The 15,946-nt window shown below is 64.2% G+C and carries 9 protein-coding genes; 6 read left to right on the plus strand and 3 right to left on the minus strand.

Annotated features, from left to right (window positions below; translation table 11 throughout):
- The first annotated feature begins 32 nt into the window (after positions 1 to 32).
- On the plus strand, positions 33 to 3,866 hold the full coding sequence (locus H7687_RS02760) for a FecR family protein (protein ID WP_183344855.1): 3,834 nt from the start codon (positions 33 to 35) through the stop codon (positions 3,864 to 3,866).
- 19 nt (positions 3,867 to 3,885) lie between these two features.
- On the plus strand, positions 3,886 to 5,115 hold the full coding sequence (locus H7687_RS02765; protein WP_183344857.1) for a Tll0287-like domain-containing protein: 1,230 nt from the start codon (positions 3,886 to 3,888) through the stop codon (positions 5,113 to 5,115).
- Between the two features lie 53 nt (positions 5,116 to 5,168).
- Here H7687_RS02765 and H7687_RS02770 read toward each other — a convergent pair whose 3' ends face one another.
- Positions 5,169 to 6,128: a TolB family protein gene (locus tag H7687_RS02770; protein ID WP_183344860.1), complete on the minus strand. Its 960-nt coding sequence runs from the start codon at positions 6,126 to 6,128 to the stop codon at positions 5,169 to 5,171.
- 325 nt (positions 6,129 to 6,453) lie between these two features.
- On the opposite strand from H7687_RS02770, the gene H7687_RS22075 reads away from it, so the two are divergent.
- Positions 6,454 to 8,469 (plus strand): hypothetical protein, encoded by a 2,016-nt coding sequence (locus tag H7687_RS22075; RefSeq protein WP_183344862.1) that lies wholly within the window; start codon positions 6,454 to 6,456, stop codon positions 8,467 to 8,469.
- Positions 8,470 to 8,918: 449 nt separating this feature from the next.
- On the plus strand, positions 8,919 to 9,842 hold the full coding sequence (locus H7687_RS02780) for a hypothetical protein (protein ID WP_183344864.1): 924 nt from the start codon (positions 8,919 to 8,921) through the stop codon (positions 9,840 to 9,842).
- A 168-nt stretch (positions 9,843 to 10,010) separates the two neighbouring features.
- Here H7687_RS02780 and H7687_RS02785 read toward each other — a convergent pair whose 3' ends face one another.
- Positions 10,011 to 10,343 (minus strand): winged helix-turn-helix transcriptional regulator, encoded by a 333-nt coding sequence (locus H7687_RS02785; RefSeq protein ID WP_281376661.1) that lies wholly within the window; start codon positions 10,341 to 10,343, stop codon positions 10,011 to 10,013.
- 203 nt (positions 10,344 to 10,546) lie between these two features.
- Between H7687_RS02785 and H7687_RS02790 the strand changes: the two genes are divergently transcribed.
- Complete coding sequence (locus H7687_RS02790; RefSeq protein WP_183344868.1) at positions 10,547 to 11,179, plus strand: flavodoxin family protein; 633 nt, start codon at positions 10,547 to 10,549, stop codon at positions 11,177 to 11,179.
- 202 nt (positions 11,180 to 11,381) lie between these two features.
- Positions 11,382 to 12,206, plus strand: a complete 825-nt coding sequence (locus H7687_RS02795) for a nitroreductase family protein (protein ID WP_183344871.1) — start codon at positions 11,382 to 11,384, stop codon at positions 12,204 to 12,206.
- Between the two features lie 346 nt (positions 12,207 to 12,552).
- On the opposite strand, the gene H7687_RS02800 is transcribed toward H7687_RS02795, so the two are convergent.
- Positions 12,553 to 15,933: an acyl-[ACP]--phospholipid O-acyltransferase gene (locus H7687_RS02800; protein ID WP_183344873.1), complete on the minus strand. Its 3,381-nt coding sequence runs from the start codon at positions 15,931 to 15,933 to the stop codon at positions 12,553 to 12,555.
- Positions 15,934 to 15,946 lie beyond the last annotated feature (13 nt).

Genomic DNA, 15,946 nt, shown 5'->3' on the forward strand with positions numbered 1-15,946 from the left:
AAAGGGACGATGAGTCTTTAGGAGAACGGCATATGAAAGTGAAAACTGTAGCGATCCTGCTCTCAATCCTGTTGCTGACTGTAGCCGGGGCGGCCTGGGCTGACGTGGTCGGCAAGCTGACTCGCGTCGAAGGCGCGGTGGACGTCATGCCCGGCGGGCAGTTGCCGGCGGTGGCGGCAAAGGAAGGGAGCCCCCTGCAAAAAGGCGATTTCGTGCGCACCAAGAGCAACTCCAGGGCCGAGATCACCTTCAACGACGGCAGCGTGGTCAAGGTGGCCCAAAGAAGCCGCCTCGATGTGAGCGAATACTCCGGCGCCGCGAGGAAGCTCACCCTGCCGCGGGGCAAGGTGCAGGCCACGGTGGTGCCCGCCTCCGGCGGAAAAGCGCCGCATACCTTCGAAATCCGTACCCCCAACGCCATCGCCGGGGTACGCGGCACCTCGTTCTTCGTCTATCACCAGGCCAACGTCACCGGCGTCGCCGTCCTCGAAGGGGTGGTGCAGACCTCCAGCGTCAACGCTCCCTCCAAAGGGGTGACGCTGGTGGCCGGTACCGCGACCAGTGTCGCCAAGAGCAGGCCGCCCACTCCGCCGCGCCCCGTGACGCAGACCGAACTGAACAGTCACCAAAGCGACGTTACCCCGACCACCCAGAGCAGCGCGGCGCCCGGCGCAGCCGCGACCGGTGAGACCGCCGGCGCCACCGGCACCACCGGCACCACCGGCACTGCCACCACCGGAACCAGCGCTACCACCGACAGCAGTACCGGCACCTCCGCGACCGGCAGCACAGACAGCACCGGCACGGCTACCTCCACCGGCGGCACCGACTCCACCGGCACCACCTCCACCGGCACCACCTCCACCACGGGGAGCCTGAGCACGGACACCCTGCTGACGGGCGGGGCGCTGCAGCCGACCGCTCCGACAGGCCCGGTGCAGACGTCACCCGGCCCCCAACCCACGACCGTCATCATCCCGGTCAACGAGGCCACCGGCAGCGGCACGCTGACCAAGACCTATTTCAGCAGCGTCCTCGGCGCCAACCTCATGTCGCGGCTGTCGACCATCGACCCGAAATCCAATCTCCTCACCATAGTCGGGGACGGCGCGTACGCCCCGACCCTCTCCGGCACCACGTCGCTTTGGGCCGGCAGCGCCACCAGCGCCACCCTCAAGGGGAGCTACCCGACACTGCCGCTGCAGCAGCCCAACCACTACTTTCTGGGGAACTTCAACTCGGCCTCCCCCGGCACCAACAATGACACGACCGCTGACGGCGGCGCCTACGCCGGATACTTCGGCGGCATGTCGCTCGATGCCCCCCGCAGCACCGAGAGCCGTCTTTCCGCCCTCTACGTCGACCCCACCGGCAAGGCGGGCATCATGCAGGGGACGTTCGGGGGCGCCATATCGGCTGACGCCACCGGGTACAGCACCAGCAGCAGCGGAACGCTGAAACTGAATCAACTCAACTCCGGCATCGGGCTCAACCCCGCCGGTTTCAGCGCCGGTTGGTGGGACCCGACCACTACCGGCAGCCCCGTCATCGAGGTAGGCCCCGGAAAGGCCATCTTCGATGACGGTGCGACCAGCGGCGACGGGGCAAAATTCGGCGTGAACCCCAGCGAGGGATTCCTGTTCGATGCCTCCCTCAATGAAACCGGCGAGATGATCGATCGCGGCGACGTGATCAAGCTCGGCTATTTCTCTTCCGATCCCAGCTTCGGCATCTGGAGCAGGGAGTCGTTTGGCTCCTACACGGGCACCGGGGCGAAGTTCGTGCTGGTGACCAACGCCGAGTGGGGCGGCAGTGCCGACGGGACCATCCCCATGACTGATGCGGTCAAGATCATTTCTCTCGGTGATTGGCAGGAGGGGGCGCTCCACGCCGGCGCCTACGGCATCTGGGGCAACCTCGCCAGCGGCGACGTGAAGCTCCTGGCCGGCAGCCTAGTCGGCAGCACCAACTCCGGCGCCTCGAGCACCAGCAGTTCCTCAACGGGCGACTCGACCTTCGGGGCGGTCACCACCGGCGCCTTCATCGACATCAAGAGGTTCCTCGCCGACCCGACCACCGCCGACGCCCTCGGTTTCCCGATCCAGTCAGTCGCGACGGTCAGCCTGCACGGCAGCAACAGCACGGGAACGGTCAGCTTCGACCCGGTTCGTTTCTACAGCCGCGCCGCCACCGATCCCGTCCAGCTCTGGGTGGCGCCCGCGCTCACCGGAACCTTCAGCGGCACCCTGGGGCAGCAGCGTTTCTCCCTGCTGAACGGGACCACCAGCAGCGGCAACACCATTCTGGGAGAGCTCTACATCAACAGCACCAGCAGTACCGGCACCTGGCTCGGTACCATGCACGCCATCGGCGAGAGCGTCGGTTCCGGCTTCCGCAGCGACTTCGACGGCATCGCCGCCGGGCATTTCACCGGGACCACCTTTAACGGCGTGGCCGCGGGTATGGCGCACCCGGTCACCTTCTTCAACACCATCGATGGCAGCACCGCCCAACTCACCCGCTTCTCAAGCGGCAGCGTCGTCTCCTACGGCGCGCTCGACGGCGTGATGGGGGGCATGTCCCTGTGGGGGGGCAGCATGAGCGATGCGGCGGACTTCAAGGTCGTCGGCGTATTCACGCCGAGCCAGACCTTGACCGCGGGCGACTACGTTTTCAACGCGCCAATCTTCTCCAAGGACCTCCCCAGCGGTGTAGCCATCACGGCGGACGGCGGCGCCTATAGCGGCAACATGGTCGCCGCGGTCAGGACCGGCGCCGGGGGGAGCGCTCCCGGCATCGTCGGCATCATGAACGCCCTCTATGTGGATCCTGCCGGCAACGCGGGGGTGCTGCGCGGCAAGTTCGGCGGCTTCCTGGACCAGATGACCAGCCTCTGGATGGGTGACGGCGAGGTGCTTCCGGTACAGCTCTCCGGTCCCGGCGGCATCACCGCGGCCAACCTGAACAGCGGCGGCATCAGCACGGTGACCACTAACTTCGGCGCCACCGGTACCTCCTTCAGCGGCGTCCCCAACGTGGCCGGCTGGCTGCCGGGCAGCTACACCCGCAGTTTCATCAGCGCATCCCCTGACTGGGGCATCGGCCAGTTCGCCCTCTACGCGCCGTACAGCGCGCCTCCGGTCACCGGGTCGCGCTGGTCCCTCGGCTTCGCCCTCACCGACAGCGCCGCCCCCTCCTACATCCTTTCCGGCGAGATGGCGGGATCCCCCTGGGAGCCGGCCAGCGGCATGCTTTTCGCCGGGGTGAGAGGTGGCTGGCTGGACACCAAACCCGCAAACCTTACGGCTACGCCCACAACCGGCATCTTCATCGGCGAGACAGTGGGGACCTTCAACCCGGCGAGCCTGCAGGCGATGACCTCGGGGGTCTGGATGGAGACGGCCAAGTACCTGGCGCTAGTCTCCACCGCGACCGGCAGGGCTACGCTGGACAAGCTGAACATCCCCGCCGTCGAGGTGGGTAAGGCGGACTTCAGTGGCGGCAACGCCAACTTCAACGTAGCTGTGAACGACCTACGTTTCTTCGCGCGGGATGCCACCAGCCGGCCGCAGCTCTTCGCCACGGACAACATCAGCGGCACATACTCGGCACTTCCCGTCGGCAGCGTCACCCTGAACCAGGTCGCCTCCGGCACCGGCTACGCCGTCTCCGGCATCACGCCGACCTTCAGCATCAAGCAGTGGGACACCACCGGCAACAAGTGGTCCGGGGCGCTTAACTTCAACGGCAACAGCGGCGTGGTGAACGGGATGACCAACGTCCAGTTCAACGGCGTGGCAGGCGGCAGGATCAACACCAACGGCGCCGGCACCTTCACGGGGACTGCGGCGGGCATGGCGAGGTAACTCTTGAGCAGGAGTGATCATGCGCTACTTTTCGGCCAAGAAGGCGTTCGTGTTGCTGTACCTGGTTTCCTACCTGGTGGTAGCGGTGGCCATCGTGCTGACGGTCAACCACCAGCAGCGCGATGCCGCACTCGTCGAGGCGCAGGAGAAGGCACGGCTCATCCTTGACAGCAAGCTCGCCATCCACAGCTACTTCTCCAAACGCCTCAAGCCCAAGCTGTTCGATCTTACCGACGGGTATCGACCCGAGCAGTATTTCGACCCGGTCTGGATGTCCTCCACCTACGCGGTGCGGGCGATCGACGGCTACAACAAGTCCTTCTCCCAGAAGGATTACTACTACAAGGAGTGTGCGATCAACGCCAGGAGCCCCCTGAACGAGGCGGACCACGTCGAGCGCGCTTTCCTGGAAGAGCTGAAGAAGGATCCCTCGATGGACGTGCGGTCCGGGATCAGGGATATCGGCGGCAGGCCCTTCTTCGTGGTGATGCGCCGGGGGGAGAGCATGGAGAAAGACTGCCTGCGATGCCACAGCGTACCGCAGAGGGCCCCGGCGGACCTGGTGCGGGAGTACGGCCCCATGCGCAGCTTCAACCGTCATCAAGGGGAGCTGGTGTCGGCGGTGTCGATCCGCATTCCGCTGGAGCAGGCCTACCAAAGCGCCAACCGGCTCTCGTTCCAGTTGTCGGTCCTGCTGCTCGCCATCCTGGGCGGTTCGTCGTTGCTGCAGTTTCTACTCATGGAAGGAATGCTGCTGAACCCGCTGGCGCTGCTGCGCGACCGCACCGACGCCATCTTGCGGGATGAGAGCAGGCTTGGGCAGGATATCCCGCAACTGTCGCGGGCCAAGGAGCTGGTGGAGTTGACCAGCACCTTCAACGACCTGTCCCGCCACCTGCGGGCGGAGCGGGAAGGACTGGTGGGGCAGGTGCGGCAGCGGACCGCGGAACTACTGGAGTTGAACCAGACCCTGGAGCAGGACGTGGCACAGCGCAAGGCGATCCAGGAGGAACTGGCGGCCAAGGTGGAACAGTTGGAGGCGGCGCTGGCGAAGGTTCGCATCCTGGAGGGGGTGATACCGATCTGTTCCTACTGCAAGAAGATCCGCAAGGACGAGGAGATCTGGCAGCAGATGGAGCAGTACATCTCCGAGCATACCGACGCCTTGTTCAGTCACGGCATCTGCCCGTCATGCTTCGAACACTATTGCGCGGCAGGAAAGAAAGAAGAGCAGGGCGACCAGGAGTAAACCGGAAGCGGCGTGGGGGAATGAAAAAGCCGGCCCAAGGGCCGGCTTTTCGTTTAGCGGGACTGGCTGATGTCGGCCAGGTAGATGCTGCTCAGGTCGCTGAAGACCACGTAGTTGCCGTAGATGGCGGGGGTGTACCGGTCCTGGCTGCAGCCGGCGAGCGCGGCCTCCTTCCCCGTGGCCAGGTCCAGGACATGGATGTTCTCCAACTCTCCCTGGGAGTTGTCCACGAACGCGACCTTGGTGCCCCAGATGCGCGGGAAGCGCTGGTTGGCGTCGCTGGTGGTGAGCCTGCGCTCCTGTCTTTTGTTGACGTCGTACAGGTAGATGTCGTAGTTGGGGAGCACGTCCTTGTTGCGATTGTCCTCCCAGACCAACAGGCTGCCGTACACCGACGGCGACCACTGCGCTTCCGGATTGGAGGTCACCCGCTGCTCCTTCCCTTTGCCCAGATCGTACAGGTAGATGTCTCCGGAATCGTTACGCTCGTCCTTCCAGGCCAGGTAGTCGATTCCAAGTGCGGCAAAACCCTGGCCTGCCTGCCCGGCTTCCATGCGCTTTTCCTTCCTGGTCATCAGATCAAGGAGGCAGACCGTCGCCTTGCCTTCGTTCATCTCGGTATAGGCCAGGTAGCGATCCGACACGGCCAGGTCCACCTTGGGAGCGGCGGAAAGCACTACCGGCTCTTCCTTCCCCTCGTCGATGTCGTACATGTAGATGTCCGACGTCCCGTTGCGGTAATCCTGCCAGTAGATCCTGTTGCCGTAGATGCGCGGCTTCTTGTGGTTGTCCCCCCCCTGGGTGATCCGGGTTTCCGTTCCGGTTTCGATGTCGTACAGATAGATGTCGGCCTTGCCGTTGCGGGTATCCTGCCAGACCACGCGGTTTCCGTAGATGTCGGGGAATTGCCTGGTGCCCACTCCGTAGCTGATCTGCTTGACCGGGATCTCCTGGGCGCTGCACCAGGAGCCGATCAGCAGGGATGCGATGAGCAGGCAAACGGTCTTCTTCATTGAGTTCCTCCCTTTGGGGGGCGTTATCCGGCTGCTTCAGCCGCCTGCCTTTGTATGAAATTTTCCTTAGCGTGTCAACGTTTCAGTTCTAATAGGCATTTCACCCTAACGTGTGGTGTAAAACACCCAAAGAGGTGAGGAGCCCCACCTGTCCCAGCTCGCCTCCTGTCAGTCTTAATCAATTTAATTAGAGATAACAGCTACTTATTACCGTCAGGCGAATTGGTATAAGGGTTGCTTATTGCCGGACGTTTGCAAAACAGCAACCGTGGCCACGGAACACTGTTGATTCATCACTGCAGGGAAAAATTCCAAGGAGGCAGACATGAAGAAAACCGTATTGGTAGGGGGCGTGCTGCTGGCATCCTTCTACGGCACCGCTTTCGCCGCGACGCTGTCGGTGCAGACGGCGACCAACAAGCTGAACTACGGCCAAAGCTCCGTGGTCACCGTCAAGGCCAACGCAGAAAACGGCACCACCAGGATCACCACCGGCAACATCCGCTACGCCAACGTCACCATCAAGAACCCCAGCGGCACCACGCTTTTGAACGGCGTCGCCATGAGCAAGGACCCCTACACTGGCTTCGCCTACTATAACTACACCCTCTCCAGCTCGGCCCCGAAAGGCACCTACACCGCGACCGTGAGCTTCACCGACACCAGCGGCAACACCGGCACCGGCTCCACCACCTTCAAGGTGCAGCTCCCGGTACCCAGCCACGCAAGCTACGTGACCGCCTACAACGGCCCGGCCACCTGCATCACCAGCGCCTGCCACGCCACCCAGGCCAGCGCCATGTTCGGCTCCGTGCACTACCAGTGGACCGGCGACAACCAGAAGGCCATCGAGCTGGCGGCTTCCGGTTCCAAGGCCTCCAAGATGGGCGGCATCAACAACTTCTGCATCCAGCCGGACATGAACTGGCTGACCATCTTCCAGAAGACCGACGGCACCACCGGCCCCGGCGGCTGCGCGGTCTGCCACGCCGGCAACGGCCTCAAGCCCTCGACGGTTTCCAGCCAGGCACAGCTTGAGAACATCGATTGCCTCATGTGCCACGGCAACGGCTACTCCCGCAAGGTCGTGCAGAACCTGGACGGCACCTTCTCCATGGTCCCGGCCGACGGGCTGAACGTGCTTTCCATCGCACAGAACGTGATCCGTCCCACCCGCACCGCCTGCATGCGCTGCCACGAGAAGTCCGGCGGCGGCGACAACTACAAGCGCGGCGACATCGAGTCCACCAACAAGACCTGCACCAAGGCCTACGACGTGCACATGGGGAGCGACGGGCAGAACTTCCCCTGCCAGGAGTGCCACCGGACCACCAACCACAAGATGGCCGGCCGCGGCTCCGACATGCGCGCCCTCGACAGCACCACCCCGCTCTCCTGCGAGAACTGCCACTCGCGCATCCCGCACCGCTCCACCAACGTGAGCTACAGCGACCTGAACCGCCACAGCGACAAGGTCAACTGCTCGGTCTGCCACGTGCCGACCTTCGCCAAGACCATCCCGACCGACATGAACCGTGACTGGTCGGTCATGGAGATCGACACCGTCAAGGCGCTGTGGGATCCGACCATGGTCAAGGCGACCAACGTGATGCCTACCTATGCCTGGTTCAACGGCTTCAGCCACTTCTACAAGTTCAAGGATCCTGTCAGCCTCGACGCCCGCGGCGTGCAGGTGATCAGCAAGCCCGACGGCGCCTTCGAGGATCCGGCCGGCAAGTTCTCCAAGCTGTTCCCCTTCAAGCTCCACACTGGTTCGCAGCCGATGGAGACCACCACCAGGCAACTACTGCCGTTGAAGAACAAGTACGCCTTCGAGACCGGCGACGTCACAACCGCCATTCAGCTCGGCGCCGCCGCACAGGGCATGACCTACAACGCCCATGCCTTCATCCCGACCGAACAGTACGAGGGGATCTACCACGGTGTCGGTCCCAAGACCACCGCGGTTTCCTGCGCTAACGGCGGCTGCCATCCGCAGCTGACCGCCGGGGCGAACAGGATGCCGTTCTCGAGCCTGGGCTACACCCGCCGCGGCACCACCGCGCAATTGTGCGACGTCTGCCACGGCGCCAAGACCTACACCAGCTTCACCAGCCTGCACAGCAACCACCGCGACCGCAAGAACTGCGCTGCCTGCCACGGCACCGGATATCCGTTGAAGGAAGCCAAGACCACGCTGTGCGACAACTGCCACAGCCTGAAGTCGTTCACGACCGCCAACGACGTCCACAGCAGGCACGTACAGGGTAAAGGCTATGACTGCGCCAACTGCCATACCTTCAGCGCCGGCATGACCGGTGGGCATAGCGAAGAACACTAGCCCGCCAGCTGGAAATCCAGTTGCATCCGTAGCACCGAAAAGCCACCCCCCCTCGGGTGGCTTTTCCTTTTCAGATCCCCTCTCCCTCCGGGAGAGGGTGCCCGCAGGGCGGGTGAGGGTGCTGGCAGAGCGGAGGTTGTCGCCATGGCCGACGCCCTCACCCCTGCCCCTCTCCCAAAGGGCGAGGGGTAACCATTCGCCCAGCCGCCCGTGCCCCGGCCATAAGGTCCGTAGGGGCGAATAATCATTCGCCCAGCCGCCGGTGCTCCGGGCAATGCCCATGTCCAGGTTGTCCAAGGTGCCAAGGAGGGCGAATCATGTGTACCGCGCACGTCGGCTGCTGTTTTGGGTGTATCGGGCAGAGTATGGTATGCTGTTAGGCGGCGCACGGCAACACAGCAAGCGCCCTTTGAGCTATCTACAACACCTACTGAGAGATGGAGGACGACATGCGAAGATTGCGTTACGGCTTCATTGTACTGGGGTTGTTGTTCTGTCTGTCGACGACTGCGACAGCCTCGGTGAGCGTTGGCATAGGCATCGGTCTTCCCAACGTGAGCATAGGGATCAACCTGCCGGTCTATCCGGATCTGAGACCGATCCCCGGTTATCCCGTTTATTACGCACCCAATGTCTACGGCAACTATTTCTTCTACGACGGCATGTACTGGGTCTTCTGGAATGATGCCTGGTATGCGAGCTCCTGGTACAACGGCCCGTGGGCGCTGGTGGACCCGTACGTGGTGCCGGTCTACATCCTGCGCGTCCCGGTGCGCTACTACCGCGAACCGCCGCCCTACTTCCGGGGCTGGGGGCCGGACCGCCCGCCGCATTGGGGCCGGCATTGGGGGCGCGGTTGGGAGGAACGCCGTCATGGTTGGGACCGCTGGGACCGCAGCCGCGCCCCGAGACGGGCGCCGCTCCCCACCTACCAGCGCAGCTACTCGGGTGACCGCTATCCGAGCTTCGAACAACAGCGCCGGCTGCACCGGGAAAGCTACCGCTACGAGCCCAGGAACACCGCGGTACGCCAGCACATGAGGGCTGTTGAAAAGCGCCCGCCGGCACCGGCGCCGCGCCAGGAACGCCCGGACATGAGAGGGCCGGCAACGCCACCGGCACAGATGCACCGCGGGCCGGAGCACGAGCGCCAGGCGCCGATGAGGATGGAACCGCGTCCGCCGCAGGGCGCCGAGCCGAGGCAGGTGGAGCCCAGGCACGAGCCGCGCATGGAGCGGATGGAACGCCACGAGCGGACGCAGGAGCGTATGCCGGAAAGGATGGAAAGGATGGAGAGAGGCGGAGGTGGCGAGCGGGGTGGCGGTCCTGAACGGGGACGCGGCCCCGATAGAGACGAAGGCCGCGGCCGCTGATGCCGGCATTGAATAGCTGATGGAAAAGAGCGAGCCCCTCCCGAAAACGGGAGGGGCTCTTTATTTGAGGGCTCGGAGGGTATGGTTCCCTCTCCCTCCGGGAGAGGGTGGCCGAAGGCCGGGTGAGGGCAACGGCCCGAGCGAAGCTGCCGGCAGCGCTGTAGCGGCCTAGGTCTGGTTCCCTGCCTGCGCGTAGTTGCGCCCCCAGTCGCACATCAACTCCAGGATCGGGAAGATGGTCCTCCCCTGGTCGGTGAGCGAATATTCGACCTTGGGCGGGACCTGCGGGTAGACCTTTCTGTGCACCAGGCCGTCGGTCTCCAGTTCGCGCAACTGCTGGGTGAGCATCTTTCTCGTCGTGTCGGAGAATTGCCGCTGCAGGTCGGAGAAGCGCATGGTCTCCTGTGCCAGGTGCCAGAGGATCGACGCCTTCCACTTCCCCCCGACCAGCGCGAGCGTCACGTCGATGCCGCACTTGTACTCCCTGTCCCTCAATGTCATAAGCTCCGTTGCCGCTTGACTCTGCTGCATACTCTCCCCGCCCTTTGTCATGGTTTCCAAAAAGGTACTGTGTTTCGTTACAGGTACTACGTTTCGGAAAAGTTCGTTATTGACGATTTGGAACTAATGGTCCTATATAGCCCATCCGGCAAAAAAAGAAAAGGGTCCGGTTCACCTACACCGGCTAAACGGGAGGAGCAGATATGAAAGTCGTCGCATTCAACGGCAGCCCCAACAAGGAAGGAAACACCTACCACGCCATCCAGCTGGTTGCCGCGGAACTCGAGAAAGAAGGGGTCGAGACCGAGATCGTCCACGTAGGCAACAAGGCCATTCGCGGCTGTATCGCCTGCTACCAGTGCGTGAAGAACCAGGACGAGCAGTGCGCCATCAAGGACGAGGTGAACGAGTGGGTCCAGAAGATGAAGGAGGCCGACGGCATCATCATCGGGTCTCCGGTGCACTACTCCGGCGTGGGCGGCACCATGAAGTCCTTCCTGGATCGCGCCTTCTTCGTTGCCGGTGTCAACGGCGGCCTGTTGCGCCACAAGGTGGGGGCGGCGGTCGTGGCGGTGCGCCGTTCGGGCGGGGTCACCACCTTCGACGAGCTGAACCATTTCCTTAACTATTCCGAGATGCTGTTGCCCACCTCCAACTACTGGAATGTCATCCACGGCAGGACTCCGGGGGAGGCGCTGCAGGACGGCGAAGGCATGCAGATCATGCGCGTTCTGGGCAAGAACATGCTGTGGCTGCTGAGGCTTCTGGAAAACGGCAAGGGCGTTGTGCCCGAGCCGGAGCGTGAAGCGAAGGTAATGACCAACTTCATCAGGTAAACCGAGAAACAAGAACCTAGAAGCCGTTACGCAAAGAACGCTGGGTATCCGCGAAGGACGCAAAAAACCTTTTTTCCCGGGGGAAAGGCAAAAGGCCGTAAAGCCATGCCTTTCAAGTTTTTCTTCGCGTTCTTCGCGCACCCTTCGTGTCCTTTGCGTAACTGTTTTTGACTTATTGCACTTAGGATTTTGAGGAGAGACCATGCTCGATTTCAAGGTTGCCAAAGATACATGTACCCGTTGCGGGTTGTGCGTAGCCGACTGCCCGGCCCATGTCATCGACACGGCGGAAGGGTTCCCGCTCATAACTGCCGAGAAAGAAGCGGGCTGCTACCGCTGCCAGCACTGTTTCGCGGTCTGTCCGACCGGCGCCGTTTCCATCCTCGGCCTGGACCCGGCGGAGAGCACGCCGCTGACCGGCGACTGGCGCCCCGACCCGGCGCAGTTGGAGACGCTGATCAAAGGGCGCCGCTCGGTGCGCCGCTACAAGCCGGAGAACCTGGAGCCGGAACTGATGCAGCGTCTCCTCGAGGTGGCGTGGCACGCGCCGACCGGCGTCAACACCCGGCAGGTCCGTTTCACCGTCATCGATGACCGCGACAAGCTGGCCTCCTTCCGTGACGAGCTCCTGGCGGGCATCAAGCGCCTGGTGCAGGATAACGCCCTTCCGGAAGGACTCGCCTTCTTCGCGGATTTCGTGAAGCTCTGGGAGGAGCAGGGAGTGGACGTGCTGTTCCGCGGGGCGCCGCACCTGCTGGTGGCCTCGGTCTCCAGCAAGGCGGTGTCGCCGCTGCAGGATTGCGTGATCGCGCTCAGCTACTTCGAGCTCTTCGCCCAAGCCAACGGCGTCGGGACCGTCTGGGACGGGCTTGCCAAGATCGCCATCGCCGACCTGGTGCCGGAAGCGCAGGCAACGCTGGGGATTCCGGAGGATCACACCCTCGGTTACTGCATGGCCTTCGGCAAGCCCGCCGTCCAGTACGCCCGCACCGTGCAGCACCGCGGCGCGCTCATCCACCGGGTTTAGCAGGGAAATCCCCCCTATCCCCCCTGTCACAAGGGGGACGCGGGAACGACGAAAAGGGGACTGGCTCCGCAGGTGCCTGTCCCCTTTTCCCTTCATTTCGCGACTGTCCACCGTAGGGGCGAATAATCATTCGCCCTCCCATTGCCGCCCCATTGCCCTCCCATTCCCCCCCCGGCGTCCTGCCCGGCCTCCTGGCCGGCGTCCTGCCCGGCGTCCTGCCCGGCGCGGGCAGAATTTTCGCTAGCAGCGCTGGGCAAATGATCATTTGCCCCTACAGGTTATCTGCCGGTAGCTACCGTGCCGCCTGGCTCCGCGGCAAAGATCCGGCACTTTACTGCCGTGACAACTAATTTGTTGCCGCGAGCCCCAGTTCCTTCAGCCCCTTCAGGTCGAGCTTGCCGGTGCCGAGGATGGGAAGGCTCTCCACCTCGACATAGCCGTCGCGCCCCGGCTTCCAGAGGTTGGGCAACTCGCTCTCCGCGATAAGCCGGGCCAAGGTGGCCGCGTCGGTGGTGCCGCGGGTGTAGATCACCACCAGCCGCTCTCCCTTTTTCTCATCCGGGACCGCGGTCACCGCCAGGACCCCGGTCTGCCCGAGCTTGCCGTGCAGTTCGTCCTCCACGGCGCCGTGCGGCACCATCTCGCCGCCGATCTTGCTGAAGCGCGAGATGCGGTCGGTGATCCTGATGAAGCCGTCATCGTCCATGATGCCGAGGTCCCCGGTGGCGTACCACCCGTCCCGCACCACCGCCGCGGTCTGTTCCTCTTTGCCCAGGTAACCCACCATCACGTTCGGCCCTTTCACCTCGATCATCCCGGTCTGCCCTGGTTTGAGGATGGCGGCGCTTTCCGTGTCGACCACGCGAATGGCCACGCCCGGGATCGGGTGCCCGACGCTCCCCTCCTTGGCGCCCAGCTGCCGCACGCCGTCGATCTCCACGTCCGGCAGGCTCAGGGAGATCACCGGGGAAAGCTCCGTGGCCCCGTACCCTTCCATGGGGCGCACCCCGAACTTCTCCTCGAAGCTGTCGGCCACCTTGCTTTTGAGCTTCTCGGCGCCGGTGATCACCAGGCGCAGCGAGGCGAAGTCCTCGCGCTTGGCGCGGCGCAGGTAGGAGAGCAGGAAGGTCGGCGTCGCCAGGAGCAGGGTGGACTTGTGTTCCCGCACCACCTGGGCGATCTTCTCGCCGTCGAGCGGGTTGGGGTGGTACGCCGCGGAGAAGCCGCTGGTGAGCGGGAACCAGAGCGTCGCGGTGAAACCCAGGGAGTGGAAGAAGGGGAGGGCGGAGCAGATGTTGTCGTTCAGGTCCACCCGGAACACCATGCGCAGCGCCTCGATGTTGGACATGATGTTGTGGTGGCTGAGCATCACCCCCTTGGGCTCGCCGGTGCTCCCCGAGGAAAAGATGACGGTGGCGCTCTTGTCGGCGTGGAAGCCGTTGCCGCGGCACAAAAGGGACGCCGGGAAGAGGCGCGCCTTGAACAGGGCGGCGAGCTTGTCCAGGCCCGAGATGGTCGGGGCGATATCCTCCAGGCAGATCATCCCCTGCAGTTGCGGCAGCGCGGGGACCTTTGCCAGGAAACTGCGCGAGGTGATCACGGTGCGGATGCCGCATTGATCGATCCCGGAGCGCAGGGAGGCCTCGGAGGCGGTGAAGTTGAGGTTGACGGTGACCCGTCCCAGCATGGAGAGCGCCAGGTTGGCCAGCACCCCGCCCGCCGACGCGGGGAGCAAGAGCCCCACATGCTCCTCGGGGCCGATCAGCCGCTCCATTTTGCCCGCCAGCGCTACCGCGCCCACCAGGGTGCGGCCGTAGTTCAGCTCCTTGCCGGAGGTGTCCGCCACGGCGCGGCGGCTCCAGTGCTGGCGCGCGGTGCGGATGAAGTATTCCGGCAGCGGCCTGCGCTGTTCCTTCCGGGAGGCGAAGTAGTCGCAGGAGAGCTCGGCCACCTTCTGGCGCACCTCGACGGCGGGACTCGTAGCGGGCATCGGGGTGCCGAACAGGATGGTCACCGGGTACGGGGAGAAGGCCGGCAGCCGCGACAGGAGCTTGCCGTGGGCGTAGGAGAGGATGCTCCCCCAGGCGCCGCCGATGTAGACCGGGATGATCGGGTGACCGCTGTCCTTGACGATGCGCTCGAAGCCGCCCCGGAATTCGCCCAGCATTCCGTTCCTGGTCAGCGCCCCTTCTGCGAAGATGCAGACCATGTACCCTTCGTCCAGCGCGGCGCGCGCCCGCTTGATGAATTCGAGCATTTCGCGGCGGCCGTCGGTCGAGGAGACCGGGATCACCCCCATGAGCTTGAACAGGCCGCGCAGCACCGGCGTGTTGTAGATGCTGCGCTCCATGACGAAGCGGATGCGGCGCTGGCAGGTGGCGGTGAGCAGCAGGGCGTCGACCCAGGTGACGTGGTTCGGGATCAAAAGGGCCGGCCCCTCCACGGGCAGGTTGTCCTGGCCGATGATGCGCAGGCGATAGAAGATGCGCATGGTCACCAGGGCAATGAAGCGGAGCAGGAAGTCCGGCAGGATCAGGAAGGAGAGGATGGTGAGCACCAGGGTCAGCGCCCCTATGATGCTGAAGCCCTGGGCGGCGGAGAGTCCCAGCGGGCCGCTGAAGAGCCAGGTGAGCCCGGAGGCGAAGAGGATGCCGATCCAGTTGATGAAGGTCGAGGCCGCCAGCACCTCGCCGCGCATGGAGGCGTCGGCGCGCAGCTGGATGAAGGTCTGCAGCGGCAAGCTGAAAACGCCGGCGGAGAGGCCGAAACAGACGATGACGGCGAGGCTGACCGGGAGGCTGGCCGGCAGCACGTGCAGCAGCCACGGTGACAGGGTGAGGCCGGCGGCGCCCAGCGGAACGATGCCGAACTCGACGTCGCGGCCGGAGAGCCTGGCCGCGAGCAGCGACCCCAGGCCGATGCCGAGCGCCGCGGCCAGGAAGAGGTAGCCGCTGTGGGCCTCGGAGAGCCCGAGGCGCTCCATGCCGTAGCCGATCAGGTTCAGCTGCGCGAAGGCCCCAATGAACATGAACCAGGCCAGCCCGATGATGGCGAGCATGAGGTGACGGTCGCGGCTAACGCCCCTGATGGTGCGCAGGATCTCGGTCGGGAGCAGCGCCACCGGGTGGTTGGGGTCGCACTGCTCACCGTTGCCGATCAGGCGGCCCGAGCAGAGGCCGGCGACGGCGATGGCGAGGCAGAAAACGGCCGCCAGCCAGAAGCGCCCATCCACCAGCTGGGTCAATCCCGAGGCCATTCCGGTGCCGACGATGATGGCCATGAAGGTGCAGGATTCCACCGCGCCGTTGACCCGGGACAGCTCTTCCTTGGCCACCAGCTCGGGGAGGATGCTGTACTTGGCGGGGGCGAAGAAGGCGCTGTGGGCGGCCATCAGGAAGACGACCAGGTAGAGGGCCTGCTCCAGGCGCAGGGCGAAGGCGGCGACCGCCATGAGCGTCACCAGGACCTCGACCAGCTTCACGTTCACGATGAGCTTCGCCTTCGGGAAACGGTCGGCAAGGCAGCCGGCCGGTGCGGAGAAAAGCAGGAACGGGAGCACGAAGGCGGCGCCCACCGTGGCGGTGACTGCGCCGGCATGGGCGCGCCCGTGGCTGCCGATCAGGAAGAAGATGATCAAGAGCTTCAGGATGTTGTCGTTCAGCGCCCCGAGGAACTGGGTGGTGTTCAGCCAGGCGAATGATCTCGATGCAGTGGTGTCGGTGCTCATTGCGGTGCTCCTG

This window comes from Geomonas paludis, assembly GCF_014193585.1.
Classification (GTDB): domain Bacteria; phylum Desulfobacterota; class Desulfuromonadia; order Geobacterales; family Geobacteraceae; genus Geomonas; species Geomonas paludis.

Coding starts and splice junctions, on each gene's coding strand:
- H7687_RS02790 (WP_183344868.1), top strand. CDS start 10,547: ATGAAAGTCGTCGCATTCAACGGCAGCCCCAACAAGGAAGGAAACACC.
- H7687_RS22075 (WP_183344862.1), top strand. CDS start 6,454: ATGAAGAAAACCGTATTGGTAGGGGGCGTGCTGCTGGCATCCTTCTAC.
- H7687_RS02785 (WP_281376661.1), bottom strand. CDS start 10,343: ATGACATTGAGGGACAGGGAGTACAAGTGCGGCATCGACGTGACGCTC.
- H7687_RS02795 (WP_183344871.1), top strand. CDS start 11,382: ATGCTCGATTTCAAGGTTGCCAAAGATACATGTACCCGTTGCGGGTTG.
- H7687_RS02780 (WP_183344864.1), top strand. CDS start 8,919: ATGCGAAGATTGCGTTACGGCTTCATTGTACTGGGGTTGTTGTTCTGT.
- H7687_RS02770 (WP_183344860.1), bottom strand. CDS start 6,128: ATGAAGAAGACCGTTTGCCTGCTCATCGCATCCCTGCTGATCGGCTCC.
- H7687_RS02760 (WP_183344855.1), top strand. CDS start 33: ATGAAAGTGAAAACTGTAGCGATCCTGCTCTCAATCCTGTTGCTGACT.
- H7687_RS02800 (WP_183344873.1), bottom strand. CDS start 15,933: ATGAGCACCGACACCACTGCATCGAGATCATTCGCCTGGCTGAACACC.
- H7687_RS02765 (WP_183344857.1), top strand. CDS start 3,886: ATGCGCTACTTTTCGGCCAAGAAGGCGTTCGTGTTGCTGTACCTGGTT.